We start from the raw sequence: 26,462 nt of genomic DNA, 5'->3' as shown, positions 1-26,462 counted from the left end.
GCGTGCGGGGGGCCGTCCAGGGCCCCCAGCGCCCCCTGGACCCCCTGGACCCCCTCACAACGGTCAACACACCTGCGGATCTTCACTTGATCGGATGACCGGCCCATCCGGGAGGGATCCGGCGCCGAATGAGGGTCGTGAGCATCAGCCGGAGGACAGTCGAGCGCGGCGCACTCGGCGCGGCGGCGCACTCGACTTTCCGTATGCACCAACCCATTTTCTGGAGAACACCATGACCACCCTTCGTTTCCGCCGCACCGCCCTCGCCGTCGCCACGGCAGCCGTACTGCCCTTCGCGCTGGCCGCCTGCTCCGACTCCGACTCCGGCAAGGACTCGGCCTCCGGTGCGGCCGCCGCGGCGAGCGCGGACGCCTCCTCCCCCGCCGCGGACGCCTCGGCTCCGATGACGGCGGACGGACCCTTCGGCGCCGCCTGCGCCGGTGTCCCGAAGGAAGGCGCGGGCAGCTTCGACGGGATGGCCAAGGACCCGGTCGCGACCGCCGCGTCCAACAACCCGGCGCTGTCCACCCTGGTGGCGGCCGTCAAGCAGGCCGGACTCGTCGACACCCTCAACAACGCCAAGGGCATCACGGTGTTCGCGCCGACCAACGACGCCTTCGCCAAGATCCCGAAGGCCGACCTCGACAAGGTCCTCGCCGACAAGGCCACCCTCACCAAGATCCTCACGTACCACGTCGTCGGCCAGAAGCTCACGCCGAAGCAGCTGGAGAACGGCTCGTTCGACACGCTGGAGACCGGGAAGGTGACCACGGCCGGCTCGGGCGAGTCCTACAAGGTCAACGGCACGTCCAACGTGGTCTGCGGCAACGTCCCGACCGCGAACGCCACCGTGTACATCGTCGACACCGTGCTGATGCCGAAGTAGCAGTGGCGCGGGACCGGTGACCCGCAGGGACGCCGGTCGTTGTAGAAGCGGTCAGCGAAGTGGCCCCCGGAGTCCCGGACCCGTCCTCAGGGTCCGGGACTCCATGCCGTGTGCACCGACCCCTCACCTGGTCGGCACACGGGGCGGCGGATTGGACAAGTGGCCGATCTTACTAACACCATGGCCCCGCAAGTTCGCGGCTGCGCAGGGGGGCAATCCGCTCGTTCCACGTCCCTCCGCACGGGCCGCTCGTCCCCGCCACACCCCTGGAGAGACTTCGCCATGAGCTTCGGCGACCCGAACAACCCCTACGGCCAGCAGCAGCCCCCGCAGGGTCAGCCCGGCTACCCGCAGGGCCAGCCCGGCTACCCGCAGCAGGCGCCTCAGGGTGTCCCCCCGCAGTACGGGTACCCGCAGCAGCCCGCCGGCGGCGTCCCCCCGCAGCAGCCGTACGGCGCGTACCCGCCGGCCGGCATGCCGCCCATGCCCGGCACCGGAATGCCGCCGCTGGCGCACTGGGGCCTGCGCGTCGGCGCGTACCTCCTCGACCTGCTGATCATCGCCGGCCCGACGATCCTCCTGAGCGTCGTCACCGCCGGTGACAGCGAGCCTTCGACGGGCGTCGCGATCTTCAGCCTGATCCTCACGCTCTACGCGCTCGGCATGGGCATCTTCCAGGTCTACAAGGAAGGCACCACCGGCCAGACGATCGGCAAGAAGGTCGTCGGGATCAGCCTGCGCCGCGAGGCCGACGGCAACACCCTCGGCTTCGGCATGGCCTTCGTCCGCAAGCTGGCGCACTTCCTGGACGGCTTCCTCTGCTACCTCGGCTTCCTGTGGCCGCTGTGGGACGCCAAGAAGCAGACCTTCGCCGACAAGGTGTGCAGCACCGTCGTCATCGTGGTTCCCAAGGGCTGACACGTCCTGACGTCGGGGCCCGTCCGGATTCCGGGCGGGCCCCGACGCGTTCACGCTACGGCTTGGGGAGCGTGCAGCCGGGGCGGTTCAGGTCGATCGCGTTGCCGGGGCCCACGCAGGGGACGATGACGTACGTCTGCTGCGCGTAGTTGATGCCCTGCCGGACCGTGACGGCGCCGCTCTCGGACACCTCGCACGGGTTGTTGAGCGTGCAGGAACCACCGTCCTCGTTGCCCGTGTTGTTCACGGCGACCACCTTGCCCGTCACCGTGTCGATCACCGGGGAGCCGGAGGTGCCGCCGATGGTGTTGCAGGCCGAGGTGTAGCGCAGGGAGTCCTTCCAGGTCCACTCGCCCTCCTTGAGGCGGTAGGCGAACCCGTCGGCGTTGCAGCTGTACGTTCGCTTCCAGTACCCGGACACCACCTTGATCGAGGTCCCCTGCACCGGGTGGGTGTCGTTCAGGGTGAGCGCGCTGATGCCGTACTGGCTGCTGATCTGCGCGTAGGTCTTGGTCAGTTGGTAGATCGAGATGTCCGTGTCGGTCATCGTGGCGTACGAGATCTTGCTCGCGCGCAGCGTCGCGACCTTGGATCCCGAGGCGTTCAGCAGCGAGAAGGAGCGGCTGGACGCCTTGTCCTTGACGACCTGTCCGGCCGCCGGCATGCCGGACTCCAGACAGTGGCCGTTGGACAGGACGAGCGCCGGGTCGGACGGCAGCGAGCCGGGCACGCGGACGACGGAGCCGGAGCAGTTGCTGAGCGCGACCGTACCGGCGAAGTTGACCGCGACGGCCCGGGTGACCGTGTCCCGGGGTGCCTGGGCCACGGCCGGCGAGGCCGCCGCTCCGGTGAGGAGCAGGGCGAACGCGGCGCCGGCGAGAGGCTTGTTCATGTGGGGGTTCCCCTCTGGTGACAATGCGACCGAAGATCCTTCGGTTGTCATGCGCATTGTTGGGAGCTGCCGCTCAACTCACAAGAGGGCCTGGGTAGTTCAGGCTTTTCGCGGGAACGGCCTTAATTCCACTTGTGGTGCCGACCGGGCGCCCGATAGGCGGACGGCGGCCCGGAGAGTTTCCCCGCGCCATCCCTTGACGGCCCCGGAGGCGGGGAGCACAGTGACCACCGGCAGGTCTTGAGAGCGCTCTCAAAACGCTCCGGGCCCGGCCAGCGCTCCCCCCACTCCCCCCACACCGCCTCAGAGAGGGCACCCATGCGCCTGATATCCGGCAGGAAACGACCGGCCGCCCGGCGGCGGTCCGCCATCGCCGCGCTGAGCACCCTGGCCGTGGCGGCCGCGGCCGCCGCGGTCGTCACCCTGCCCGCCAACGCCGCCGCCCCGCCCGTCCCGACGGGCTGGTCCCAGGTCTTCCTGGACGAGTTCGACGGGGCGTCCGGCTCCGGGGTGAACACGGCCGACTGGCTGTACACGACCGGTACGAGCTACCCCGGCGGCCCGGCCGGCTTCGGCACCGGCGAAGTCGAGACGATGACCGCGAGCACCGCCAACGTCTCCCTCGACGGTGCGGGGAACCTCCGCATCACCCCGAGGCGCGACGCCGCCGGCAACTGGACCTCCGGGCGGATCGAGACCAAGCGCTCGGACTTCCAGCCCCCGGCGGGCGGGAAGCTGCGCACGGAGGCCCGTATCCGGATGCCCGACGTCACCGGCGCCGCCGCGAAGGGGTACTGGCCGGCGTTCTGGATGCTGGGCGCGCCCTACCGCGGCAACTGGTGGAACTGGCCGGGCATCGGCGAGCTCGACATCCTGGAGAACGTCCAGGGCATCAACAACCTCTGGGCCACGATGCACTGCGGCACGAGCCCCGGCGGCCCGTGCAACGAGAAGTCGGGCATCGGCGGCCAGCGCGTCTGCACCGGCACCACCTGCCAGGGCGGCTTCCACACCTACGCGGTGGAGTGGGACCGCTCCACCGCGGCGGAGGAGATGCGCTTCTACCTCGACGGGGTCAACTTCCACACCGTGCGCGCCAGTCAGATGGACGCCGCCACCTGGACCAATGCGACCAACCACGGCTACTTCATCATCCTGAACGTGGCCATGGGCGGGGAGTTCCCGGCGGCCTTCGGCGGCGGCCCCGACGCGGGAACCCAGCCCGGCTACCCCATGGTGGTCGACTACGTCTCCGTACTGCAGTCCACGGGCGGCACGACCCCGCCCACCACTCCCCCCACGACCCCGCCCACCACGCCTCCCACCACGCCTCCCACCACGCCTCCGACGACCCCTCCCACCACCCCGCCCCCGTCCGGCAACCGCGACGCCTACGCCGCCATCCAGGCCGAGTCCCACGACAGCCAGGCCGGTACGGCCAAGGAGACCACCACGGACACCGGCGGCGGCCAGGACCTCACCACGATCGGAAACGGCGACTGGGCCCAGTACAAGGGCGTCGACTTCGGCTCCACGGCGGCGACCCAGTTCCACGGGCGGGTGGCGAGCGGCGCGGCCGGCGGGGTGAGCGGGCTCGTCGAGGTCCGGCTCGACAGCCGGACGAACGCGCCGATCGGCAGCTTCGCGGTGGCCGGCACGGGAGGCTGGCAGAGCTGGCGGACCGTACCGGCGAACATCTCGGGGGTCACCGGCACGCACGACGTGTACCTGACCTTCACCAGCGGCCAGCCGGCCGACTACGTGAACCTCAACTGGTTCGACTTCGGACACTGAAGGGACCGGGGAACACACCCATGAACACGCCCCGCCCGCCACTGCCCACCCGCCCCCTCCCGGCCCTGCTGCTGACCGCGCTCCTCGCCCTGGTCGCCGCCCTCCTCCTCTCCCCCACCCCCACCCGCGCCGCCGCGGACTACACCCAGGGCGTCACCGCCCAGGGCGCCGGCTCGGTGCGGATCTGGTTCACGCCCACCGCCCCGGCCGCCCTGGTCGACGTCCACTACCTGCCGGGCGGGGGCCTCGGCCAGCAGAACCTCCGCATGACGAACAGCGGCGGCACCTGGCAGCAGGCCGTCTCCGGGCTGACCGCCGGCGCCACCCTGGAGTACTGGTTCACGTACGAGAAGGGCGGGCCCCTCCACGACACCCCGCACTTCACCGCCATCGTCGACGGAACCGGCGGAGGTGGCGGAGGCGGGACCGGCACCTTCCCGATCACCTTCCGGAACGACACCCGCGGCGCCTACACCGACGCCCAGATCCACGTCACGGTCCTCGGCCAGGTGACCCCGGGCCAGTGGTCGTACATGAAGCCCGACGGCTCCATGACGCACATCAGCCACCTCGACGCCGCCGCCCCCGGACACCTGGTCAAGAAGGGGATCAGCTACCCGAACATGTCCTTCACCCTCGCCCAGGTGGGCGGGACCGTGCCCTCCCCGGCATCGATCCGCGGCGGACGGATCTACGTCTCCCTCGGCTCCCCCGTGTACCTCCCGGTCTCCCCGGACGACCAGGGCTGGGGCGGCCCCGACCTGCGCAACCCGAACGACCCCAACAGCGACGTGTACTACGACTGGTACGAGTACACGTACGTCCACGGGCAGGTCGCCTTCGGCGGGAACACCACCATGGTCGACCAGTTCGGCTTCCCGATGACCTCCCGGCTGCGCCAGACCTCCAGCGGGTACGACACCACCCAGGGCATCACGCTCACCCGCGCCCAGGTCATGCAGCAGTACGCGGGAGCCGTCGGTGCCGCCTACCGGCCGCTGCAGAACGCCTACCGGATCGTCGCCCCGCGCTCCTCGGACCTCTTCCTGGCGGGCGGCGCCCAGCAGAACCAGCTCACCGCCGCCATCGACCAGGCCTGGTCGCACTACACCGCCCAGCCGTTCACCCTGACCCGGCTCGGCGAGACCTTCTCCGGGCGGGTCAGCGGCAGCACGCTCGCCTTCACCAAGAACGGCGCCGGCCCCTTCGTCCTGCGCAAACCCACCTCGCCCGACGTCATGGCCTGCGCCGGGGCCCTGGCCTCGGGCAACGACACCGAGAAGCAGCTCGGGGCGGAGTTCTGCGCCGCCTTCAACCGGGGCGTCGCCCTGGACACCGCCCGCTGGTACTCCCCGGCCGCGTACTACGGCGCTGCGGCCGCGAACGACTACTCCGGCTTCTTCCACTCCGTGGGCCTGAACCACCGGGCGTACGGATTCCCCTACGACGACGTCAACGACCAGTCCACCGTGCAGATCCTCGGCAACGCCGCTCCCCCGACCGGGCTCACCCTCGGCATCGGCTGGTGAGGACCGGCCGGGACCCGGGTGGGGAGGTCCTTCCATGAGGCCCCTACCGCCGGGAGCGCTCTCAGCGTTCCCGGCGGTACGGGTTACCCTGCTGTCCGACAGGGCCGGGGCCTCCACAACCCGGGCCGCCGCCCCCGGACACGCACGAGGAGCGCCCGTGGCCGAACAGGTTCCCGCCGGCCGGCCCACCCTGGAAGCGGTGGCGGCGCGCGCCGGGGTGTCCAGGGCCACCGCGTCCCGGGTCGTCAACGGCGGCGACGGAGTGCGCGCGCACCTGGTGGACAAGGTCCGCGCGGCCATCGTGGACCTCGGTTACGTGCCCAACCACGCGGCCCGCACGCTGGTCACCCGGCGGACCGGCGCGGTCGCCGTGATCATCGCCGAGCCGGAGATCCGGATCTTCTCCGACCCGTTCTTCTCCCGCCAGGTCCGCGGCATCAGCAAGGAACTGACCGCGCACGACACCCAGTTGGTGCTGCTCCTGGTCGAGCACCGCGGGGACTACGACCGGATCGAGCGGTACCTGGCCGGCGGTCACGTCGACGGCGCGCTCGCGTTCTCGCTGCACACCGACGACCCGCTGCCCGCGATCACGCACCGCATCGGCATGCCCACCGTCTACGGCGGGCGGCCCGGCTGGACCGGGCAGGCCGACGGAGCCGCACCGTACGGTCCGCTGTCGTACGTCGACGCCGACAACCGCGGGGGTGCCCGCGAGGCCGTACGGTACCTGCTGTCGCGGGGGCGGCGGCAGATCGCGCACATCGCCGGGCCGCTGGACCAGACTTCGGCGACCGACCGGCTCGACGGGTACCGGGACGTGCTGCTCGACGCGGATCCGGCGCTGGTCGCCGAGGGGGACTTCACCGCGGCGGGCGGAGCCCGGGCGATGGCGGAACTGCTGGAGCGCTGCCCGGATCTCGACGCGGTGTTCGCCGCGAACGACCTGATGGCGACGGGCGCGCTGGGCGTGCTGCGCGAGCGCGGCCGGTCCGTGCCGCAGGACGTGGCGCTGGTCGGCTTCGACGACGCCGAGCTGGTGGCGGAGGGTACCGATCCGCCGCTGACGACCGTGCGCCAGGACATCGAGGGCATGGGGCGGCTGATGGTGCGGCTGCTGCTGCGGTCCCTGGACCCGGCCCTCGGATCGCACCGGGTCCCGGGATCCGTGATCACCCCCACCTCACTCGTGGTGCGCGGATCCGCCTAGGACGCCCTTCCCCCCTCCGCGGGACCCAACTCCCTTTCGCCATGCGGCGGAAGGGGTGATTCCCGGCCGTCCGGCGCACGGCTCTTGACTGGACGCCCGTGCGGGGTGCACGCTCCAGTCGCGCTTTGAGAGCGCTCTCAGAACCGAGCCGAATCCGCCCCACCGCAGGAGGCCGCACCATGCCCATCTCCCGAGCCGTCCGAAGAGCACCCCTGCGCCTCGGCGCCCTCGCCCTCGCCGGGGCCCTCCTGACGACCGCCTGCGGTTCCGGCGACGACGCGGGTTCCGGCGCCTCCGGAGCCCCGGGCGGCGGCGGTCAGGTCACGCTCACCGTGGACCTGTTCGGGGCCTTCGGCTACCAGGAGGCCGGGCTCTACGCCGAGTACGAGCAGCTCCACCCGAACGTCAAGATCAAGCAGACCGACACCGAGGACGAGCAGGACTACTGGAAGTCGCTCCAGACCAGGCTGGCCGGCGGGGGCGGACTGGCGGACGTCCAGGCCCTGGAAGTGGGGCGCATAGCCTCGGTGACGCAGAAGCAGGCCGACAAGTTCGCGGACCTCAAGGAGTACGGGGCGGCCTCGCTCCAGGGGGAGTTCGCCACCGCCAAGTGGGCCGCGGCGACGACGAAGGACGGCAAGGTCCTCGGTCTCGGGACCGATGTCGGCCCCGAGGCCATGTGCTACCGCAGCGACCTGTTCAAGGCGGCGGGCCTGCCCACCGACCGTGCGGAACTGGCCACCCGGTGGGCCACCTGGGACGGCTACCTGGAGCTCGGCCGGCAGTACAAGGCCAAGGCCCCGGCCGGCAGCGCCTGGCTGGACAGCGTGGCGAGCCTGAACTCGGTCATGGTCGGCCAGGCGAAGGAGCGGTACTACGACGCCTCGGGTGCGCTGATCTACGAGAACGGCCCCGCGGTGAAGTCCGCCTGGGACGCCTCGGTCAGGGCCGCGGCGGACGGGCTCAGCGCCAAGCTGGACCAGTGGTCACCGCCGTGGAACCAGGCCTTCTCCTCCGGCTCCTTCGCCACGATGCCCTGCCCCGCCTGGATGCTCGGCTACATCAAGGGGCAGGCCGGCGAGTCGGGCAAGGGCAAGTGGGACGTGGCGAAACTGCCCGGCGGCGCCGGCAACTGGGGCGGCTCCTACCTCGCCGTGCCGCGGGCCGCGCAGCACAAGAAGGAGGCCTACGAGCTGGTGAAGTGGCTGACCGCGCCCGAGCAGCAGACCAAGCTCTTCCGCAAGCAGGGCAACTTCCCCTCGGCCGTGAAGGCCATCGGACAGATCGCGGACGCCAAGGACCCGTACTTCTCGGACGCCCCCATCGGGCAGATCTTCGGCGAGGCGGCCGAGCAGGCCCCGGTCCAGGTGCTCGGCGTGTACGACAAGGACATCGCGGACCAGATCACCAACGCGCTGAGCGAGGTGGAGCGCAAGGGCACGTCGCCGGATACGGCCTGGTCGAACGCGAAGAAGGCCGTCAAGAACGCCCTGGGCTGAGCCGTGACCCGTACCTCCCGCAGGGGCGCCGCCCCGTACGCCTTCATCGCTCCCTTCTTCACGCTCTTCGCCGCCTTCGGGCTGTTCCCGCTCCTCTACACGGCGTACGTCTCCGTCTACCGCGTCGAGCTGCAGAACCCCGGCGAGATGGAGTGGCGCGGCCTGGACAACTACACCGCCCTGTTCTCCGATCCGTTCTTCTGGACGGCCCTGCGCAACACCGTCACCATCGGCGCACTGTCGACCGTGCCACAGCTGCTGATCGCGCTCGGCCTGGCCCACCTCCTCAACTACCGGCTGCGGGCCCGGACCTTCTTCCGCACCGCACTGCTCCTGCCGTACGCCACCTCGGTGGCCGCGGCCTCGTTGATCTTCGCGCAGCTCTTCGGACGGGACTTCGGACTCGTCAACACCGTGCTGGACGCGGTGGGTCTGAGCCCCGTGGACTGGCAGACCGGGACGGCCGCCTCGCAGATCGCCGTCTCGACCATCGTGGTGTGGCGCTGGACCGGCTACAACACGCTGATATACCTGGCGGGGATGCAGTCCATCCCGGCCGAGCTGTACGAGGCGGCCGAGGTCGACGGGGCGTCCAAGTGGCGGCAGTTCCTGCACGTGACCCTGCCGGGGCTGCGGCCCACCATCGTCTTCACGGTGGTGGTCTCCACCATCGGCGCCACCCAGCTCTTCGGTGAGCCGCTGCTCTTCGAGGGCTCCGTGTCGGGGGGCATCTCGCACCAGTACCAGACCCTGGGGCTCTACATGTACGAGCAGGGCTGGGGCTTCTTCCACCTGGGCCGGGCCGCGGCCATCGCCTGGGTGATGTTCCTGCTGATCGTGGCGCTGGTCGGGGCCAACGCCCTGCTCGTGCGCCGCCGTTCCCTCAAGGAGGCCGGCCGGTGAGCTCCTCTCCCGTCGCCCGCCACGGCGGCCGGCTGACCTACGCGGTGCTGGTCGTCGCGGTCCTGGTGTCCGCCTTCCCGCTGTACTGGACCCTGGTCGCGGCGAGCCGCTCGAACGCCGACATGGCCCGGCCCGTGCCCTCGCTCCTTCCCGGTCCGAGGCTCGCGGCCAACCTCCAGGCGGTCCTGGACGAGGCGGACATCGGAAAGGCGCTGCTCAACTCGCTGATCGTGTCGAGCGCGATCACCGTGGGCACCGTGCTCTGCTCCACGCTCGCCGGCTTCGCCTTCGCCAAGCTCCGGTTCCGGGGGCGCGGCGCGCTGCTCGGCGCCGTGGTCGCGTCGATGATGATCCCGCCGCAGCTGGGTGTGATCCCGCTGTTCATGCTGATCGTGAAGCTGCACTGGGTGAACGAGCTCCAGGCCGTGGTCCTGCCCGGGCTGGTCTCCGCCTTCGGCGTGTTCTTCATGCGGCAGTTCCTCGCGCAGTCCCTGCCCGACGAGCTGATCGAGGCGGCCCGGGTCGACGGGGCCTCGTACGCCCGGATCTTCTGGTCGATCGTGGTGCCGGTGGCCCGGCCGGCCATGGCCGTGCTCGGTCTGCTGACCTTCATGACGGCCTGGAACGACTTCTTCTGGCCGGTGGTGGCGCTGTCCTCGCAGGAGCCGACCGTGCAGGTGGCGCTGCGCCAGCTGGGCGGCGGCTACGTGCACGACCAGTCCGTGATCATGGCGGGCACGCTGCTCGGGACCCTGCCCGTGCTACTGGTCTTCGGTCTGCTGGGGCGGCAGATCGTGGGCGGCATCATGCAGGGCGCGGTCAAGGGCTGAGGCCCGCTCGCCGCGCCTCACCTTCCGCCCCGTCTCCCCGCCCCTCTCCCCGTCCCTCTCCCCCTCTACAGGAGTGCCTTCATGACCACTGTCGACGCGTCCCCCTCCGCGGGGGCCGCGCTCCGCTTTCCCCCCGGGTTCCGGTGGGGCACGGCGACGGCCGCCTACCAGATCGAGGGCGCGGCCGCGCTGGACGGACGGGGCCCCTCGATCTGGGACACCTTCAGCCACACCCCGGGCAAGGTGCTGGGCGGCGACACCGGGGACACGGCCGCCGACCACTACCACCGGATGGCCGAGGACGTGGGCCTGATGAGCCGGCTCGGCGTGAGCGACTACCGCTTCTCGGTGGCCTGGCCGAGGGTGCAGCCCACCGGTCGGGGCCCCGCCGTGCAGCGGGGGCTCGACTTCTACCGGCGGCTGGTGGACGCGCTGCTGGAGGCGGGCATCCGGCCCGTGGCCACCCTCTACCACTGGGACCTGCCGCAGGAACTGGAGGACCGCGGCGGCTGGCCGGAGCGGGGCACGGCGGAGCGGTTCGCCGAGTACGCCGGCCTCGTAGCGCAGGCGCTCGGGGACCGGGTGGCGAGCTGGACCACCCTCAACGAACCCTGGTGCGCGGCCTTCCTCGGCTACGCGGCGGGGGTGCACGCGCCCGGCCGCACCGAGCCGGCCGCCGCCCTGCGGGCCGCCCACCACCTCAATCTGGCCCACGGGCTGGGCGTACGGGCACTGCGCGCGGCGCTGCCCGGGTCGGCGGAGGTCTCGCTGACGCTCAATCTGCACGCGGTGCGGCCGCTGACGGACACGGCCGCCGACCGGGACGCGGCGCGGCGCATCGACGCCGTGGGGAACCGGATCTTCCTCGACCCGGTGTTCCACGGGCGGCTGCCGCCGGACCTCGTCCGCGACACCGCCGGGCTCACGGACTGGTCGTTCGTGCGCGACGGCGATCTGGCGGCGGCCTCCGAGCCGCTCGACTGGCTGGGGCTGAACTACTACTCCCCCACGGTGGTCGCGGCGGCCGGTCCGGGCGGACCCGCAGCGGAGCGGGCTCCGTCCCCCTGGCCCGGGGCGGAGGGCCGCGTACGGTTCCTGCCGGCGCCCGGTCCCCGTACGGAGATGGACTGGCCGGTGGATCCGGACGGGCTGTCCGAGCTGCTGGCGCGGCTGCGCGAGGAGCTGCCCGGGGTTCCGCTGGTGATCACGGAGAACGGTGCGGCGTACGCGGACCGGGTGGGCCCCGACGGGGAGGTCCGCGATCCGGAGCGGATCGCCTACCTGCGCGGCCATCTGGAGTCGGTGCACCGGGCGATCGCGGACGGCGCGGACGTGCGCGGCTACTTCGTGTGGTCGCTGCTGGACAACTTCGAGTGGGCGTACGGCTACGGCAAGCGGTTCGGGATCGTCCACGTGGACTTCGCCACGCAGCGGCGCACGCCCAAGGACAGCGCGCGCTGGTACGCGGACGTCATCGCCCGGGGCGGCCTGGCGCCCTGAGGCGGGCCCGGGCGCACGCGGGCGGGCCCCGCACCCGGGTGGGTGCGGGGCCCGAGGCCTGCCGGTCGCGCGGGTCCTCCGTACGGCGAGCCCGTGCGGCTAGCCCGTGCGGGAGGCGCCCGGACGTTCCCAGCGGTAGAACTCCTGGGCCATGGCGTCCTTGGGGCTGCGCCAGGTCTCCGGGTCGTGCGGGCTGACGTAGGCGGTGAGCCGGTCGCTGAGGTCCCGGAACTCGGGGTGGCCGGTCACTTCGGCGATGGCCGGACCGGGGGGCCGGTCGGACTCGATGAAGTGCATGTACACGTCGCCGAACTGGAAGAGGCTGCGGCGGGTGACCCCGACGAGGTGCGGCAGCTCGCCCGCGTCCGAGGCCGCGAAGAGCTCGGCGATGTCGGGGGCGGACTGCGGCGCCATGCGGGCCACGATGAGTGCGCGGTGCATCCGGTGTGCTGCCTTTCGTGTCAGACGCGGCTGGCCGCGGGCGTGCGGCTCTCGCGTTCGCGTTGTTCGATCTTCTCCCTGATCAGTTCCAGCTGGATCTTGGAGTTCCGGTTGATGTTCGCGGTCATCCAGTCGTCGTCGACGGGTGCCTGCGGCTTCATCGCGAAGTCCTGGGTCCACACCATCCGGGTGCCGCCGGGTACTTCGAAGTACTGCCAGTGGATGTCCATGTGCTCGAACGGGCCGGTCTCGACCCGGCGGGCGCGCACGGTGCGGCTGGCGGGGTCGGGGGTGCGTTCGGAGACCCAGCTCCACACGGTGCCGTTCTCGTCGGGGTGCATCGTCAGGCGGAAGCGGGTGGTGGGCCCGTCCTCCTCCAGGATCTCCAGCGAGGCGTACTCGCTGAACAGCGCCGGCCAGCTGGGGAGATGGTTGGTCATCTCCCACACGGTGTCCATGGGCGCCTTGACGACGATCTCGTTCTGGGTGTGTCCTGCCATCTCAAGCTCCGGTCATCAGGCTGGTGTTGACGAGGTCGAGGAACTCTTTGGGGGTCTTGCAGCGGTCCGCGTCGGTGGGCAGGGCCCGGCCGCGCTGGTTTTCCAGCAGGCCGACGATGCCGAGCAGGCCCAGCGAGTCGAGCCCGTAGTCGTCGAACAGGGAGTCCGGGCGGTTCTTCATGTCGGCCGGGTCCACGGTGATGCCGGCCCCGGACTTCATCAGGGCGGCCAGCTCCTCGACGGTCAGTCGTTCGGACATGAGCGGCTCCTTCTGTCTTTAGGAGGGGATCTTGATGACGAGCGCGGCGTTGGAGCCCATCAGGCCCCGGCTCAGTACGAGCGCGGTGCGCAGCTGCGCCGGGCGGGCGCTGCCGGTCACCACGTCGAGGTCGTGGCACACGTCGAACACGTTCGGCGTGGGCGGGACGATGCCGTGCTCCAGGGCGAGCACTGCGGCGGCGGTGTCGAGGGCGGGGGCGGCGCAGTAGGCCCGGCCCGTCCCGGTCTTGGGCGCCGTGACCGGCACCTTGCGCCCGTGTGCGCCGAGGGCGGAGACGATCGCGGCCGCCTCGGCCCGGTCGGCTTCCGGGGTGCCGAGTGCGTCGGCGAAGACCACGTCGACCTCCTCGGGGGCGCAGCCCGCCTCCCGCAGGGCGCCCGTGATCGCGTGGGCCAGGCCCTCGGCGGAGGCGTCGGCCCGGTCGGGGTGGTGCGGGCCGGTGAAGGTCGCCGCGTGCCCGGCCAGCAGGGCCCGTACGGAGGCGCCGCGGTCGCGGGCGGCCCGCTCCTCCTCGACCAGGAACATCGCGCCGCCCTCGGCGGGTACGAAGCCGCAGGCCTTGTCGGTGAAGGGCCGGTAGGCCCGCTCCGGGTCGTCGTGGGTGCTCAGGGCCTCGTAGCCGAGCTGGCAGACGATGGAGTACGGGGCCAGGGGCGCCTCGGTGGCTCCGACGAGCATGGCCCTGCTGCCCTGGTGGATGGCCCGGGCGGCGTGTGCGAAGGCGTCGAGTCCGCCGGCCTCGTCGGCTGCGACGACCCCGCAGGGGCCCTTGAGGCCCCGGCGGATGGAGATCTGCCCGGTGCTGGCCGCGTAGAACCAGGCGATGGACTGGTAGGGGCCGACGTAGCGCGGTCCCTGGCCCCAGAGGTGTTGCAGCTCGCGCTGGCCGAATTCGCCGCCGCCCGATCCGGCGGCGGTGACCACGCCGACGGAGAAGGGGTCGTCCTCGTAGTCGGCCCGGCCGAGCCGGCCGTCCTCCAGGGCGAGGTCGGCCGCGGCGAGGGCGTGGTGGGTGTAGCGGTCGGTCTGGACGAGGTAGCGTTCCTCGACCATCGAGGCCGGGTCGAAGCCGCGTACCTCGCCCGCCACGCGGAGCGGGAGGTGTTCGCAGCCCTCGCGGGTGACGCGGCCCAGGACCGAGGCACCCGACTCGGTGGCCTTCCAGAAGGCCTCGGCGCCGATGCCGTTGGGTGCGACGACTCCGATGCCCGTGATGACCGTACGGACGCTCACGAGACCACCTCCTTCTTGCGCTCGTCGGGGCGGGTCATGACGACCGCGGACTGGAAGCCGCCGAAGCCGCTGCCGACGGAGAGCACGTTGCGCAGCTTGCGCTCGCGGGCGACGCGCGGGACGTAGTCCAGGTCGCATTCCGGGTCGGGGGTCTCGTAGTTGGCCGTGGGCGGGACGACCTGGTGGGTCATCGCCAGGACGCAGGCGGCCAGCTCGATCGCCCCGATGGCGCCGAGGGAGTGCCCCACCATGGACTTGATGGAGGTCATCGGCGTCTTGTAGGCGTGGTCTCCGAGGACCTTCTTGACCGCCGCCGTCTCGTGGCGGTCGTTCTGCTTGGTCCCGGAGCCGTGCGCGTTGACGTAGTCGATCTCGCGGGCGTCGGTGCGGGCCTGGGCGAGGGCGGTTTCGATGGCGCGGGCCATCTCCAGGCCCTCGGTGGTCAGGCCCGTCATGTGGTGGGCGTTGCCGAAGGTGGCGTAGCCGCCGATCTCGCAGTAGACGGTCGCGCCGCGCGCGCGGGCGTGTTCCAGCTCTTCCAGGACGAGGACGGCGCCGCCCTCGCCGAGGACGAACCCGTCACGGTCGGCGTCGAAGGGCCGGGAGGCGTGGGCGGGGTCGTCGTTGTTGGGCGAGGTGGCCTTGATGGCGTCGAAGCAGGCCACGGTGATCGGCGAGACGGGCGAGTCGGAAGCGCCGGCGATGCAGACGTCCATCTTGCCCTCGGCGATCGAGTGGAAGGCGTAGCCGATGGCGTCGAGTCCGGAGGTGCAGCCGGTGGAGACGGTCTGTACCGGGCCGCGTGCTCCCGTCTTCTCCGCGACGGCGGATGCCAGGGTCGCCGGGGTGAAGGCGCGGTGGAGGTGGGCCGCGGCGAGCCGGTGGTCCACGTCCCACCAGTCGCCCGACTGGCTGACGGCCACGTAGTCGTGCTCCAGGCGCGTGGTGCCGCCCACGGCGGTGCCGAGGGAGACGCCGGTGCGCCAGGCCTGGTCGCTGGTGAGGTCGAGTCCGGCGTCGCGCACGGCTTCGGCGGCGGCGACCAGGGCGAACTGGATGTACCGATCCGCGCGGGCCGCCTCCTCAGTGCCGAGGCCGTGTGCGGCGGGATCGAAGTCGACCTCCGCGGCTATCCGGGAGCGGAAGCCGGTCGGGTCGAAGAGGGTGATGCCGCGGGTTGCCGTACGCCCGTTGGAGAGCAGCTCCCAGAAGGCGGAGGCGCCGATCCCACCGGGGGCGACGACGCCGACCCCGGTGACGGCCACGCGTCGGCGGGTCACGAGACCGCTCCCGCGCGGTCCGGGGGCCGCTCCCATGCGGAGCCCTCCGGGTGGACGGCCTCCTCCGTGTCCACGTGCCCGAGCTTGGGGTCCGGGGCGAGCGGTCCGAGGTGGAAGACCATGCGGGCCTCGGTGCCGCCGACGTTGCGGAAGCGGTGGCGCACGTTCATCGGGACGAGGAGTCCCTGGTCGGTGAGGAGCGGGTGGGCCTCGCCGTCGAGGTCGACCTCCAGCTCGCCGGCGACCACGTACACGAACTCCTCGGAGTACGGGTGGTAGTGCTCGGCGATGTGCTCGCCCGGCGCCATGACGGCCAGGCCCATGAAGCCGCTGGTGCAGCCCACCGAGGTCGGTGTGAGGACGGCCCTCAGGTCGCCGCCGCGCCGCGTGTTGGGCTGCGTCTCGCTGAGGTCCACGATGTGCGGTGGGCGTTGTCTGGTCATGGCGGGGGTTCCTCCTGGCAGTGGGGAGCCTGGACGGGGCTGGTGGGTGGGGGGTCCGGGTGGGGAAGGTCCGGGTGGGGTGGGTCCGGGTGGGGGCCGGTGGGGAATGCCGCTGCGCTTCAGCTCTCGGCGGGGGCCCGGCGGTCGGTGATCAGGCTCATGGTGTGGCGGACCGCGGACGCGGCGGCCCCCTCGGCCCCGTTGACGGGGCCGGCCATCAGACGGGCGAGGACGGCCGCCTTGCGCGCTCCCTTGACGCCGAAGGCGGTCTCCAGCCCGGCGCCGTGCGGGCTGCGCACGTCGATGAGGCGTACGACGGTGTCGTCGCGCTGGAAGATGCTGCTGCTCACGGTCGGGGCGTCGGCCCGGTGGGCGGCTTCCTCGTCCTGCCGGGCGAGGAACCGGGCCAGCGCCGGTCCGCAGCCGGGCTTGGCCGGGTAGAACAGCGCGTGGCGCCGTACGTCGGGGCGGTCGGTGGCGCCGGCCTCGCGCGCGGCGACGTGGTGGACGGCGGGGAGCGCGGCCCGCATGAAGAACATCCGGGCGGACTCGGGGTCGCCGAGGTCGCGGTCCTGTTCCAGGTAGGGGTTGATGGCCTCTTCGACGGCCCGTACCTCGGGCTGCTCGGAGACGTGCCGCAGGGCGGCCATCAGGTCGCCGCGGACCTCCACCGTACGCACGACCCGGTTGCCGTGCATGAACAGCGAGGTCCGCAGGAGCCGGGTGTGTCCGTCCACCTTCGCCTCCGGGGAGGCGTAGCTGGAGAGGAGCGCGGCGACGTCCTTCTCGCTGCCGGGCTTGACCGTGAAGGTCAGGGCGTGGCGCACGATGCCGGCGCCGAGCCGGGGCGCTTCCTGGAGCCGGGCGCCCGTGGGGCGCTGGGCGTCCTGGTAGCCGCGGCCGGTCTCGCGCAGGACGGTGTACTTGAGCGGGCGCATGGCGCGGGCGCAGGCACCGAGCGGCCGCACCTGCTCGGCGTGGTGCTCGCTGTTGACCCAGGCGAGGTACTGCGGGGCGCTCTCCCACTCGCTGGTGATGAGCCACTGCGAGGGGTTCTCGAAGGACTGGCAGAGCTGGTCGCTGATGTGGCCCGGTTCGGACGCGATGTCGTGGCGCAGCTGCTCGTACGCCTCGAAGAACCGCTGCTGGGCTCCTTCGTGGAGGTCCATCAGCAGGACGACCCTGAGCATGGATCCGTCGAAGGCGGACTGTGACACCCGTTCGGACAGGGTGGTCGTCATCTGCTCACTCCTTCGTGAGGGCCCCGGTGGAGGGCGGGGGTGTTCATCGCGTACGGACCCTCGTCCGTCATCGGCGGTGACCGCCCCGGACCGGCGGCCGTCGCGGGGACGGCAGGCCGGCGTGTCTTCGGGGGAACCGCTGTCGCTCATCGTCATCCGGGTGCGGACGTACCGCTACATCTCCGGATCAAGCGGGTGACAACCGGCGTATCTCATGGGCTTGGCCGGCGATCGGGGGCATAAAAGAGTGCACTCCCCCCACACAGAATTCAGGAGCTCGCAGCTGATGGAAGACACGGCAGATGTTCGCGTACCGGTTCTCGTCGTGGGCGGCTCCCTCGTGGGTCTGTCCACCTCGCTGTTCCTGAGCCGCCACGGCATCAGGCACCTGGTAGTGGAGAAGCACGCCGGTACCTCCGACCACCCGCGCGGGCGCGGAATCAACGCCCGGACCATGGAGCTGTTCCGGGTCGCCGGGGTGGAGGGTGCCATCCGCCGGGCGGCGTCCGCGCTGGAGAACAACAACGGCATCCTGCAGACGCAGTCCCTGCTCGGCGGCGACCACAACTGGCTGGTCAAGGCGATCGACCCGGCCGGCGCGCTGAGCAAGTTCAGCCCCAGCGCCTGGTGCGTGTGCAGCCAGAACAACATCGAGCCGATCCTCGCCGCGCAGAGCCGCGCCCAGGGCGCCGACGTGCGCTTCTCGACGGAGCTGATGAGCTTCGACCAGGACGAGACCGGCGTGAACGCGCTGGTCAAGGACCGGGAGACCGGTGAGCACATCACCGTGCGCGCCGACTTCCTGATCGCGGCGGACGGTCCGCGCAGCCCCGTGCGCGAGCAGCTGCGCATCCCCCAGACCGGGGCCGGCGAGCTGTTCCACAACGTCAGCGTGACCTTCCGCTCGCGGCAGCTCGTCGAGGTGCTGGGCGACCTGCGGTTCATCGTCTGCTACCTGATGAAGCCGGGTGCGGACGGGGCCCTGCTGCCGGTGGACAACGAGACCCAGTGGGTCTTCCACCTCCCGTGGCACCCGGACCGGGGCGAGACCCTGGAGGACTTCACCGAGGAACGGTGCGCGGAGCAGATCCGGGCCGCGATCGGCGTGCCCGACCTGGACGTGGAGATCAACGGCAAGGCGCCGTGGCACGCGGCCGAACGGATCGCGGAGCGGTACGCGTCCGGCCGGGTGTTCCTGGCAGGGGACGCGGCCCACGAGATGTCCCCCACCGGTGCCTTCGGTTCCAACACCGGCATCCAGGACGCGCACAACCTGGCGTGGAAGATCGCCGCGGTGCTGAACGGGTCGGCGGGCCTCGGCCTGCTGGAGACCTACCAGGCCGAGCGGCATCCGGTGGCCCTGGCGACCGCGGCGCGCGCCTCGGCCCGTTCGGCCGAGCACAGCCACCCGGGGTACGCGCCGCCGCCGACCATGGGCGGCGGACCGGGCAGCGGGGTCATGACGACCGCGATGGCGTACGCGTACCCCAGCGGGGCGTTCGTCGGCGGCTCACCGGACCGGCCGGTCATCCCGGAGGGGATGCGCATGAAGGGCGACCCGGGCACCCGGGCTCCGCACATGTGGCTGAAGCGGGCCGACGGCGAGCGGGTGTCGACGCTGGACCTGTACGAGCGCTCGTTCGTGCTGCTCTGCGGCGCGGGCTCGCCGTGGCGCGAGGCGGCCGGGCGGGTGGCCGAGCGGCTGTCCGCGAAGGTGGACGCCTACTCCATCGGCTCCGCCCGGGGGGCGGACCTGATCCAGGAGGACGGTGCCGACTGGACCGGGGTGCACGAGCTGTCGGAAGCCGGCGCCCTGCTGGTGCGCCCCGACGGGTTCGTCGCGTGGCGTTCCGAGGGGGCGGCGGCCGACCCCGAGGCCGCGCTGACCGAGGCGCTGTCCGCGGTGCTGCGCCGGGCCTGAGCGGCCCGTACGCCGAGTGGTCCCCCTGCCGCCGGCCCGTAAGCGGGCCGGGGGCAGGGGCGTTCATGGGTGCCGGCGGAGCGTGCGGGTGGACTCGTACCGGCGGACTCGTACCGGCGGAGCGTGCCTGCGGAGCGTGCCTGCGGACTCGTGCCGGTCCGTGTCAGCCGCAGGCCCAGCAGCCCGCCCAGCAGCCGGAGCCGTGGTGCGGGGGGCGCCGGCGGCGGGCGGTCCCGGCGGGGGCCGTGTCCGCGCAGGCGGAGTTGCGGCGGGCGAAGCAGGCGACGACCACCGCGATCGCGGCGAGTTCCTCGGGGGCTGCCACGCCCTTCTCCACGCGGAGCAGGCTGGTGATCGGGGCCATCTGGGCTATCGGAGCGTCCTTCAGCATCGGCTCGGCCTCTCGCACAGGCGGATAGCAGGACCCCCCCTCGCGGAATCCAAGGACTCCGGACGCTGCCGACGCTAGCGGGGCGCGACACGCCCGGCACGCCGGGCAGTTGCACGAAAGCCCAGGTCGCAGCCGCGCCGACCGGGTGACACCGGGCCGCGCGCGGGCGCGCGGTGATTGGGCCGTCGGAGTGGCGGGCCGCCAGAAATCCCGGTGCGTCCGGATCTGGCAGCGGCATAGGGTCGGGGGATGAGCACCCGCACCTTCCGCATCACCGTCCGGGGGTCCTTCGACGGACTCACCGAAGAGCAGCGCGCGGCCCTCCTCGCGGACGCGGCCCGGCACGACATCCTGAAGGCCGAGTTCACTCCCGAGGGGCACCTCACGTACGACGTGGCCCGGCCCTCCTTCACCTTCCGCTTCCTGGCCGAGGGCGAGGCGGAGGAGGACATCCTGGACGCGACCGCGCACGCCGAGCTCGCCGCGGAGACCTGGCTGACGGAGCACGGGTACGGCTTCAAGCGGATCCGCTCGCAGGCCCAGGACCTCACGCTGGCGCCCTTGAGCAAGCGGCAGCGGCAGGCGGCCGCGCGGGGGGACTCCTGAGCGGGAGCCCCCTCGGGCGTGTCCGCAAAGTCCCGCCTGCCTCGGCGCCACTTTGCGGACACGCCCTGGCACGGCCGCCCGCGGGGCGTGCGCCGGGCCGGGTCAGCGGGCCTGGCACTTCTTCCAGGAGAAGTGGTAGACGCTGTTGATGCTGCCGTCGGTGGAGTCGAGGGCCATGTAGCTGGTCTTCGCCGGGTCCGAGGTGCCCACCTCGGCGCGCAGCTCGGTGTTGATGTTGAAGTTGCGCTGTTCTCCGCAGGGGGCGAAGACCAGGGCCTCGATGCCGGTGGTGTCGGAGGCCTGCCAGTTGTCTTCGAGCCTGCCCTGGAACTTGTGGGTGCGGTAGTCCGTCTGCTTCATGCCCTGGAAGTAGTAGCTGGCCTTCTGGGTGCCGACGGCGCCCGGCTGGAGGCTGCCGAATCCCCGGTAGTCCACCTGGGCGACGGCGTAGGTGTACCCCTGCGGGACGTGCACGAGCAGGGAGAGCAGACAGTTCTTGCGGCCGTCGGTCGGGGCGCTGTTCCCGCCCGCCATGGCCAGGTACTCGCTGTAGGTGACGGTGAAGGCCGAGTTGTCCTCGGCCACGGCGACGGTGGCGCTGCCCGGCCGGCAGCCCGAGCCGTTGACCGTGGCGACGTCGACGGTCACCCGCTCCTCCGGCGCGGAGGGAGCCCCGGGGCCGCCCGCCGCCCCGGCGGCGGAGACGGGCAGGAGGGCGAGGAGGCCGCCGGTCGCGAGGGCGGTGCCGAGCGCGGTACGCAGTGTTCTGATCACCCGGCCATGGAAGCGGTCCGTACCGGGGTGATCGGTGCACGGGTGCGCGGACTCACTCCGATGGCCGGGCCCTTTCACCGCAGAAACGTTCGGGCAGCGCTTCGGGCAGGGCCGAACGGCTCATCGGCGGAAAGCCGAGCCCGTGGGGTCGACCGATTCCTCCCGGTATTTCCTATGATGAGCGCCCTACGGAACCGCCCGCGCCGAGGAGCCCCATGCGCCGCCTGCACCGGTCCGCCCTGCTCTCCGCGACGGCGGTCGTCTGCGCTCTGGTCCTCGCGACCGCACCACCCGCCGCAGGGGCGCCGCGACACGACACGGACGGCGGGGCCGAGGTGACCGGCGGTACCGGCGGGGCCGACGCGGCCGAGGCCGCCGTGATCGGCGCCGGACACGCGCGCGCCCACGCCGAGCTGCGCCGGGCGTCCAAGGGCGCCGCGGAATACCCGCAGTCCCGGCGCAGTGCGAGCCTGGCTTCGCTCGCGGCCTCGCAGCGCGAGGCCAACTCCGCTCTCGAGGCGGCGGTTTCGGGACGGTTCGCCGAGTACTTCCCCTCCCCCGACTTCGGCGTGCACGTCGCCCAGCTGCCCACCGGCAAGGTGCTGCTCTTCTCCTTCTCCCGGGTGGAGACCGACCCCACCAAGGAGACCGGCCCCACCGACCGCATCGGGCCGACGAACGCGGGTCGCGCCTACCTGTGGGATCCGGCGAAGGGTTCCGGCGCCCGGGCCTTCAAGAAGGTCACCCCGCCCGTCGTGCTGATGCCCGACGGTACGCACGCCCCGCGCCCGGCTCCGTTCTTCTGCGCCGGGCACTCCTTCCTCCCGAACGGGATGCTGGGGGTGTTCGGCGGCAACACGGGCGGCAAGGGCGGCAGCGGGGCGAAGCTCTCCTTCGTCTTCGACCCGTGGACCGAGGGCTGGTACCGCAACCGCGACATGGCGGTGGGCCGTTGGTACCCGTCGGTGGTGACCGGGGCGGACGGCCGCCAGATCATCATGTCGGGCCAGTCGGAGCGCGGTACGGGGACGCCCACGCCGGTGGTGGAGCGGTTCCCCGCGCTGGGGCGGCCGGTGCCCTGGCGCCCGTACGACATCCCGCTGGACGTCTCCGTGGAGCGGATGCGTTCCGACGCGCCCTTCCGCAACGACTACCCGCACCTGTTCTCGCTGCGCGACGGCATGATCTACGGCCTGGGGCGCGACGCCGATCAGCAGTGGCTCTTCGACCCGGGCGCGCAGACCCGTACGGACCTGCCCAGACGGCCCGCCGACTTCCGGGGCTACGGCTCCGCCGTGCCGCTGCCGGCGGGGTTCCGCGGACCCGACTCGATCCTCGTCCTTGGCGGGGACGCTCTCGACCCGAGCACCTACCGGCTCTCGGGCGGCGCCTGGACCACGGAGGAACCGCGCGCCTTCGGCCGGACCCAGGACGACACGCTGATCCTGCCGGACGGCGCGCTGCTGACGGTCAACGGGGCGAAGGACACCAGGGATTACGGGTTCGGGCCGTTCAACCCGAAGGCGGACCTGAAGTTCCGCCGGACCGAGCTGCGGGGTGCGGACGGCCGGTGGCGGCTGGGGCCGGCCCAGCGGCTGCCGCGGGGCTACCACTCCAATGCCCTGGTGCTGCCGGACGGCCGGGTCATGGTCACCGGGGACGAGCTCCAGCAGATCGCCAACGACCCGGACATCAAGGACGGGATGGACGGCTCGATCGAGATCTACGAGCCGTCCTACCTGCACCGGGGAGCCCGGCCCGTGCTGGACCGGGTCCCGGCGGGCGAGATCGCCCACGACGCGGAGTTCTCGGTCGAGAGCTCGACGGCCCCGCAGGTGCGGCGCGCCGTCCTGCTGGCGCCGACCACCGTCACCCACGCGGTGAACACCAGCCAGCGCCACCTGGAGCTGCGGTTGACCGGTGTCCGCGGCCGGACGATCGGGCTGAGGGCGCCGGCCACTGCGGCCGACGCCCCGCCCGGGTACTACATGCTCTTCCTCCTCGACGCCCGGGGCGTGCCCGGTACGGCGAAGTGGATCAAGCTCGGCAAGCGGTGAACCCGCGCGCCGTCAGCCCCCGTTGATCAGGAACTGCGATCCGGGTTCGATCAGGATGTTGCCCTGGGCGGATCCGGTGATGGTGACGTTGGACAGGGTGGCGTTGCCGCGCGCTCCGCCCATGGCCAGGATTCCGGACCCGTTGTTGGACTTGTCGATGGTCACGTTCGTGATCTTGACGTCGGCCATGACCCCGCCGCCGGTCTTGAACTGGATTCCGTCGTAGGTGGAGTCGTGGATGTCGGTGTCGCGGATGACCACGCCGGGGATCGGGAGGTTGGACGGGAACAGGGTGATCGCGCCGAACTCCTGGTCCTCGTTCCAGAACGCGCCGCCGGTCCGGAAGAGGCCGTTGCCCGCGATCAGGGTCTGCCCGGAGAAGGGCAGCGGGTCGTGGTCGGTCGCCAGCATGATGCCGGGGTAGTTCATGGTGTCGTAGATCAGGTTGTTCTCGATGGTGTTGCCGTAACCGCCGTAGATGGCGACGCCGTTGGCGCGCCACGGCAGCTGGATGGTGTTGTTGCGGAAGTGGTTGTCGTGCCCGATGTCGACGGACTGGTCCTTCACGTACTTGCTGGACCACACCGCGAGGGCGTCGTCACCGGTCGTGCGGAAGGAGGAGTTGAAGACGGTGGAGTTGCGCGTGCCGTTGGCGAAGTTGATGCCGTCGGCGTAGGTGTCGCGGATCCGCACGCCGTTGAACTCGATGCCGTCGCCGGGTCCCCACAGGGCCGGGATGTTGTCGTAGTCGCGGCCGACCCAGACACCGACGTTGGCGTGCTCGATCCACACGTTGGTGATCTTGGTGTTCTTGCCGAAGCGGCCGTTGAGGCCCACGCCGCCCTCGGCGTTGCCGTCGCCGCCGCGGATCCGGCCGGAACCGAAGATGGCGATGTCGGAGATCTGGGTGTTGTCGTCGATCTCGAAGCCGAAGTTGCCCTCGTGCGGGTGGTTGATGCCGCCCGCGTTCTGCGGCTCGGTCAGGGTGTAGAGCTGGGAGTGCCACATGCCCGCTCCGCGGATGGAGACGTTGCTGATGCCCACCTGGTTGAACTGGCCCCGGTTCAGCGGGTCGTCGGTGAGGATCTTCTGCTCCTGGCGCCACTGGCCCTGCGGGATCCAGACGCAGGCGATCTGCCCGTTCTGGTCCGCCGTCACGGCCTTCTGGATGGCGAGCGTGTCGTCGATGCCGTCGTTCGGGATCGCACCGTAGTCGGTGATCGAGGTGCACTCGGCGGGCTTGGACGCCGCGGGGGCCACCTGCTCCAGGTCGATCAGGTCGATGACGTAGTACGAGGCCGTGTCGCCCGCGTCGCGCTGGAGGCGGAAGGTGGTGCCGGGCGGGTAGCTCTGCGCGAGCAGGGCGTGGGACTCGTCGAAGAGCCTGCGGGCGTCGCCGCCGGGGGTGTTGGTCAGGCCCTCGGGGCTGTCGGTGCTGCCGTAGAGCCAGCTGTGCTTCGAGGAGAGGTTCAGCTTCTGGGCGAAGCTGCCGTTGACGTACAGGCTGATCGTGGCGTCGGCTCCGCCGCCGGTCGCGGCGTCCGGGATCGAGTTGCGCACGACGATGGAGTTGGCCTGGTTGGTGGAGGTGAACTGGACGTACTGGCCGGCCGAGGTGAGGCGTACGGACTCGCGGCCCGAGGACTCGGTGGCGAAGTTGGTGTGCCCGAAGGTGCGCTTGGCGTCGCTCTGCAGCAGGGCGCCGGTGTAACTGCCCGCCTCCGCCTCGTACTCGGTGTACGGGAGCGCCGCCCCGCGGCCGACGACCACGGCGCGGGAGACGCTGTTGTTGGTCTCGTTGGTCTCGGCGACGAGGCCGGTCCCGTCGGCGGTGGCGGTGAGGGTGGCTCCGCCGCTGACCGCCGTCCAGGTCCCGTTGATCGGCACGTTGACGGTTTCACCGGCGGCGATCGCCGGGGTGGGGCCGTTCAGCGTGGTGGCTCCGGCGACCAGCCGGGTGATGGTGCCCGCGCCGACCGCGGCGGTGCCCCGGTTGCGTACGGCCACGGTGAAGGAGACCGGGGCGCCCACGGCCGGGTTGGCCGGGTTGCTGGTGATGGAGAGGGCCTCCAGGTCGGGGCCCGGTGCCTGGCCGACGACGAGCTTCGCGGCGGCCGTGCGGCTGTTGTTGGTGTCGTTCTGCTCGGGTACGGTCCCGGCCGGGTCGACGACGGCGGAGACGGTGTAGCTGCCCATCGGACGCTTGCCCACGGAGACCGGGACGGTGGCCGAGGCTCCGGCCGCGAGCGCGCCGACCGGGGCGCTGCCCGCGACCGCTCCTTCGAGGCTGACGTTGACGGTGGTGGCCGGGGAGGCGACCGTACCGGCGTTGCGGACGGTCGCGTTGACCGTGACGGCGTCGCTCTCGGAGGGGGCGGCCGGGGACCAGGCGAGGTCCGTGAGCGTCAGGTCCGGGTTCGGGGCGGCGGCGCCGATGACCTGGAACTCGGCGGCCTGGCCGCCGCCGGCCCCGGTGTTGCCGGAGAACTTCAGCTGGACGTCGGCGAGGCGGCCGGTGACGGGGACCGTCACGGTGTTCTGGTTGCCGCCGGGGCTGAACGCGTAGTCGGCGCGGGCCTTCAGGGTGGTGAACCCGCTCGCCGACTGCTCACGGCCCAGGACCTCGAAGCTCTGGGTGCGGTTGCCCCAGGCCGGGTCGGGATTGAGCTTGAGGACCACTCCGGTGACGTCGGCGTTGGAGCCGAGCTTCACGGTCAGCGTGGACTGCTGGCCGCCCGCCTCCCAGTAGCTGGTGACGCTGTCGTCGTTGGCATTGGCCGCGACGAACGACTGGGTGGTGGAGGAGGCCTCGATGGGCCTGCCCTTGGCGAGGTTCACGCCGACGGGGGGCGGCGTACCCGGGTCTCCGGGATCGCCGGGATCACCCGTGCCGTTGGCGGAGTACACCTCCAGTTCGGATATCTGCGCGGCCTGCCAGCCGGAGTTGGCGGTGACGCTGACCCGCACGAAGCGGACCGTCGCCGCACCGAACCCGAGGGTCACCGTGTTGGACTGGGCGGGGTTGAACACCCGGCCGGCCGAGGCGGACAGGGTGGTGAAGGTGTTCCCGTCGGTGCTGCCCTGCACGGTCAGCGTCTCGGTGCGCGTCTCCCACCCGGCGGGCAGCTTCAGCACCACCTGGTCGACGGAGACGCTGCTGCCGAGGTCCACCTGCACCCAGGTCGGGAAGGTTCCCGAGGGCCCCTCCCAGTACGAGCCCTGGTTGCCGTCGGTGACCCCCGGTGCCCCGTATCCGCCGAGGGATCCGCTCGCACTGACCGACTTGCCCAGGGCGATGTTGGGTCCGCCCGCGGCGGCCGCGAAGGTGCCGGGC

The 26,462-nt window shown here is 71.7% G+C and carries 23 protein-coding genes; 12 read left to right on the top strand and 11 right to left on the bottom strand.

What is annotated here, in order from left to right:
- The first annotated feature begins 232 nt into the window (after window positions 1-232).
- Complete coding sequence (locus tag ACFWNV_RS30660) at window positions 233-886, top strand: fasciclin domain-containing protein (RefSeq protein ID WP_383953333.1); 654 nt, start codon at window positions 233-235, stop codon at window positions 884-886.
- Window positions 887-1,168: 282 nt separating this feature from the next.
- Complete coding sequence (locus ACFWNV_RS30655) at window positions 1,169-1,804, top strand: RDD family protein (protein ID WP_383953331.1); 636 nt, start codon at window positions 1,169-1,171, stop codon at window positions 1,802-1,804.
- Window positions 1,805-1,859: 55 nt separating this feature from the next.
- Here ACFWNV_RS30655 and ACFWNV_RS30650 read toward each other — a convergent pair whose 3' ends face one another.
- Window positions 1,860-2,696 (bottom strand): serine protease, encoded by an 837-nt coding sequence (locus ACFWNV_RS30650; RefSeq protein ID WP_383953329.1) that lies wholly within the window; start codon window positions 2,694-2,696, stop codon window positions 1,860-1,862.
- A gap of 318 nt (window positions 2,697-3,014) precedes the next feature.
- Between ACFWNV_RS30650 and ACFWNV_RS30645 the strand changes: the two genes are divergently transcribed.
- The 7 genes from ACFWNV_RS30645 to ACFWNV_RS30615 all read left to right on the top strand — a co-directional run bounded on the left by ACFWNV_RS30645 (window position 3,015) and on the right by ACFWNV_RS30615 (window position 11,961).
- Window positions 3,015-4,490 carry a glycoside hydrolase family 16 protein gene (locus ACFWNV_RS30645; protein ID WP_383953327.1) on the top strand — a complete coding sequence of 492 codons (1,476 nt, stop codon included), beginning with the start codon at window positions 3,015-3,017 and terminating at the stop codon, window positions 4,488-4,490.
- Between the two features lie 20 nt (window positions 4,491-4,510).
- Window positions 4,511-6,019, top strand: a complete 1,509-nt coding sequence (locus ACFWNV_RS30640) for a glycoside hydrolase family 64 protein (RefSeq protein ID WP_383953325.1) — start codon at window positions 4,511-4,513, stop codon at window positions 6,017-6,019.
- 157 nt (window positions 6,020-6,176) lie between these two features.
- Window positions 6,177-7,229, top strand: a complete 1,053-nt coding sequence (locus tag ACFWNV_RS30635) for a LacI family DNA-binding transcriptional regulator (protein WP_383953323.1) — start codon at window positions 6,177-6,179, stop codon at window positions 7,227-7,229.
- A gap of 179 nt (window positions 7,230-7,408) precedes the next feature.
- Window positions 7,409-8,728 carry an extracellular solute-binding protein gene (locus tag ACFWNV_RS30630; RefSeq protein WP_383953321.1) on the top strand — a complete coding sequence of 440 codons (1,320 nt, stop codon included), beginning with the start codon at window positions 7,409-7,411 and terminating at the stop codon, window positions 8,726-8,728.
- Window positions 8,729-8,731: 3 nt separating this feature from the next.
- Window positions 8,732-9,631: a carbohydrate ABC transporter permease gene (locus tag ACFWNV_RS30625; RefSeq protein ID WP_383953319.1), complete on the top strand. Its 900-nt coding sequence runs from the start codon at window positions 8,732-8,734 to the stop codon at window positions 9,629-9,631.
- Complete coding sequence (locus ACFWNV_RS30620) at window positions 9,628-10,461, top strand: carbohydrate ABC transporter permease (RefSeq protein WP_383953317.1); 834 nt, start codon at window positions 9,628-9,630, stop codon at window positions 10,459-10,461. The genes ACFWNV_RS30625 and ACFWNV_RS30620 overlap by 4 nt, the downstream gene beginning before the upstream one ends.
- 81 nt (window positions 10,462-10,542) lie before the next feature.
- The gene (locus ACFWNV_RS30615) at window positions 10,543-11,961 is read left to right on the top strand and encodes a GH1 family beta-glucosidase (protein ID WP_383953315.1); all 1,419 of its coding nucleotides are present in this window, start codon (window positions 10,543-10,545) and stop codon (window positions 11,959-11,961) included.
- Between the two features lie 99 nt (window positions 11,962-12,060).
- Here ACFWNV_RS30615 and ACFWNV_RS30610 read toward each other — a convergent pair whose 3' ends face one another.
- The 7 genes from ACFWNV_RS30610 to ACFWNV_RS30580 all read right to left on the bottom strand — a co-directional run bounded on the left by ACFWNV_RS30610 (window position 12,061) and on the right by ACFWNV_RS30580 (window position 17,379).
- Complete coding sequence (locus ACFWNV_RS30610) at window positions 12,061-12,402, bottom strand: TcmI family type II polyketide cyclase (protein WP_383953313.1); 342 nt, start codon at window positions 12,400-12,402, stop codon at window positions 12,061-12,063.
- Between the two features lie 20 nt (window positions 12,403-12,422).
- Entirely contained in the window at window positions 12,423-12,902 is a 480-nt protein-coding gene (locus ACFWNV_RS30605; RefSeq protein ID WP_383953311.1) for an SRPBCC family protein, read from the bottom strand.
- A 1-nt stretch (window position 12,903) separates the two neighbouring features.
- Window positions 12,904-13,161, bottom strand: a complete 258-nt coding sequence (locus ACFWNV_RS30600) for a phosphopantetheine-binding protein (protein ID WP_250743221.1) — start codon at window positions 13,159-13,161, stop codon at window positions 12,904-12,906.
- An 18-nt stretch (window positions 13,162-13,179) separates the two neighbouring features.
- Window positions 13,180-14,415, bottom strand: coding sequence for a ketosynthase chain-length factor (locus ACFWNV_RS30595; RefSeq protein WP_383953309.1), 1,236 nt, complete (start codon window positions 14,413-14,415; stop codon window positions 13,180-13,182).
- The gene (locus ACFWNV_RS30590) at window positions 14,412-15,695 is read right to left on the bottom strand and encodes a beta-ketoacyl-[acyl-carrier-protein] synthase family protein (RefSeq protein ID WP_383953307.1); all 1,284 of its coding nucleotides are present in this window, start codon (window positions 15,693-15,695) and stop codon (window positions 14,412-14,414) included. The genes ACFWNV_RS30595 and ACFWNV_RS30590 overlap by 4 nt, the downstream gene beginning before the upstream one ends.
- Complete coding sequence (locus tag ACFWNV_RS30585) at window positions 15,692-16,138, bottom strand: cupin domain-containing protein (RefSeq protein ID WP_243333070.1); 447 nt, start codon at window positions 16,136-16,138, stop codon at window positions 15,692-15,694. Before ACFWNV_RS30585 ends, ACFWNV_RS30590 begins: the two co-directional genes overlap by 4 nt.
- Window positions 16,139-16,257: 119 nt before the next feature.
- A complete protein-coding gene (locus ACFWNV_RS30580; protein WP_383953305.1) occupies window positions 16,258-17,379 on the bottom strand; it encodes a SchA/CurD-like domain-containing protein in 1,122 nt (373 codons plus the stop codon).
- A 286-nt stretch (window positions 17,380-17,665) separates the two neighbouring features.
- On the opposite strand from ACFWNV_RS30580, the gene ACFWNV_RS30575 reads away from it, so the two are divergent.
- Complete coding sequence (locus tag ACFWNV_RS30575; protein ID WP_383953303.1) at window positions 17,666-19,300, top strand: FAD-dependent oxidoreductase; 1,635 nt, start codon at window positions 17,666-17,668, stop codon at window positions 19,298-19,300.
- A 163-nt stretch (window positions 19,301-19,463) separates the two neighbouring features.
- On the opposite strand, the gene ACFWNV_RS30570 is transcribed toward ACFWNV_RS30575, so the two are convergent.
- Window positions 19,464-19,691: an acyl-CoA carboxylase subunit epsilon gene (locus ACFWNV_RS30570; RefSeq protein WP_383953301.1), complete on the bottom strand. Its 228-nt coding sequence runs from the start codon at window positions 19,689-19,691 to the stop codon at window positions 19,464-19,466.
- Between the two features lie 249 nt (window positions 19,692-19,940).
- Here ACFWNV_RS30570 and ACFWNV_RS30565 point away from each other — a divergent pair, with 249 nt between their 5' ends.
- Window positions 19,941-20,297, top strand: a complete 357-nt coding sequence (locus ACFWNV_RS30565; protein WP_383953299.1) for a DUF6204 family protein — start codon at window positions 19,941-19,943, stop codon at window positions 20,295-20,297.
- 102 nt (window positions 20,298-20,399) lie between these two features.
- Here ACFWNV_RS30565 and ACFWNV_RS30560 read toward each other — a convergent pair whose 3' ends face one another.
- Entirely contained in the window at window positions 20,400-21,071 is a 672-nt protein-coding gene (locus ACFWNV_RS30560) for a DUF4360 domain-containing protein (protein ID WP_383953297.1), read from the bottom strand.
- 215 nt (window positions 21,072-21,286) lie between these two features.
- Between ACFWNV_RS30560 and ACFWNV_RS30555 the strand changes: the two genes are divergently transcribed.
- The gene (locus ACFWNV_RS30555) at window positions 21,287-23,128 is read left to right on the top strand and encodes a galactose oxidase-like domain-containing protein (RefSeq protein ID WP_383953295.1); all 1,842 of its coding nucleotides are present in this window, start codon (window positions 21,287-21,289) and stop codon (window positions 23,126-23,128) included.
- Window positions 23,129-23,140: 12 nt separating this feature from the next.
- Here ACFWNV_RS30555 and ACFWNV_RS30550 read toward each other — a convergent pair.
- Window positions 23,141-26,462, bottom strand: a 3,322-nt coding sequence (locus ACFWNV_RS30550; RefSeq protein ID WP_383953293.1) for a CARDB domain-containing protein, incomplete at its 5' end; no start/stop codon positions are given.

Source organism: Streptomyces sp. NPDC058401, assembly GCF_042722885.1.
Lineage (GTDB): Bacteria > Actinomycetota > Actinomycetes > Streptomycetales > Streptomycetaceae > Streptomyces.
Note: the sequence above shows the minus strand (reverse complement) of the source record. Positions and strands in the feature narration are given on the sequence as shown.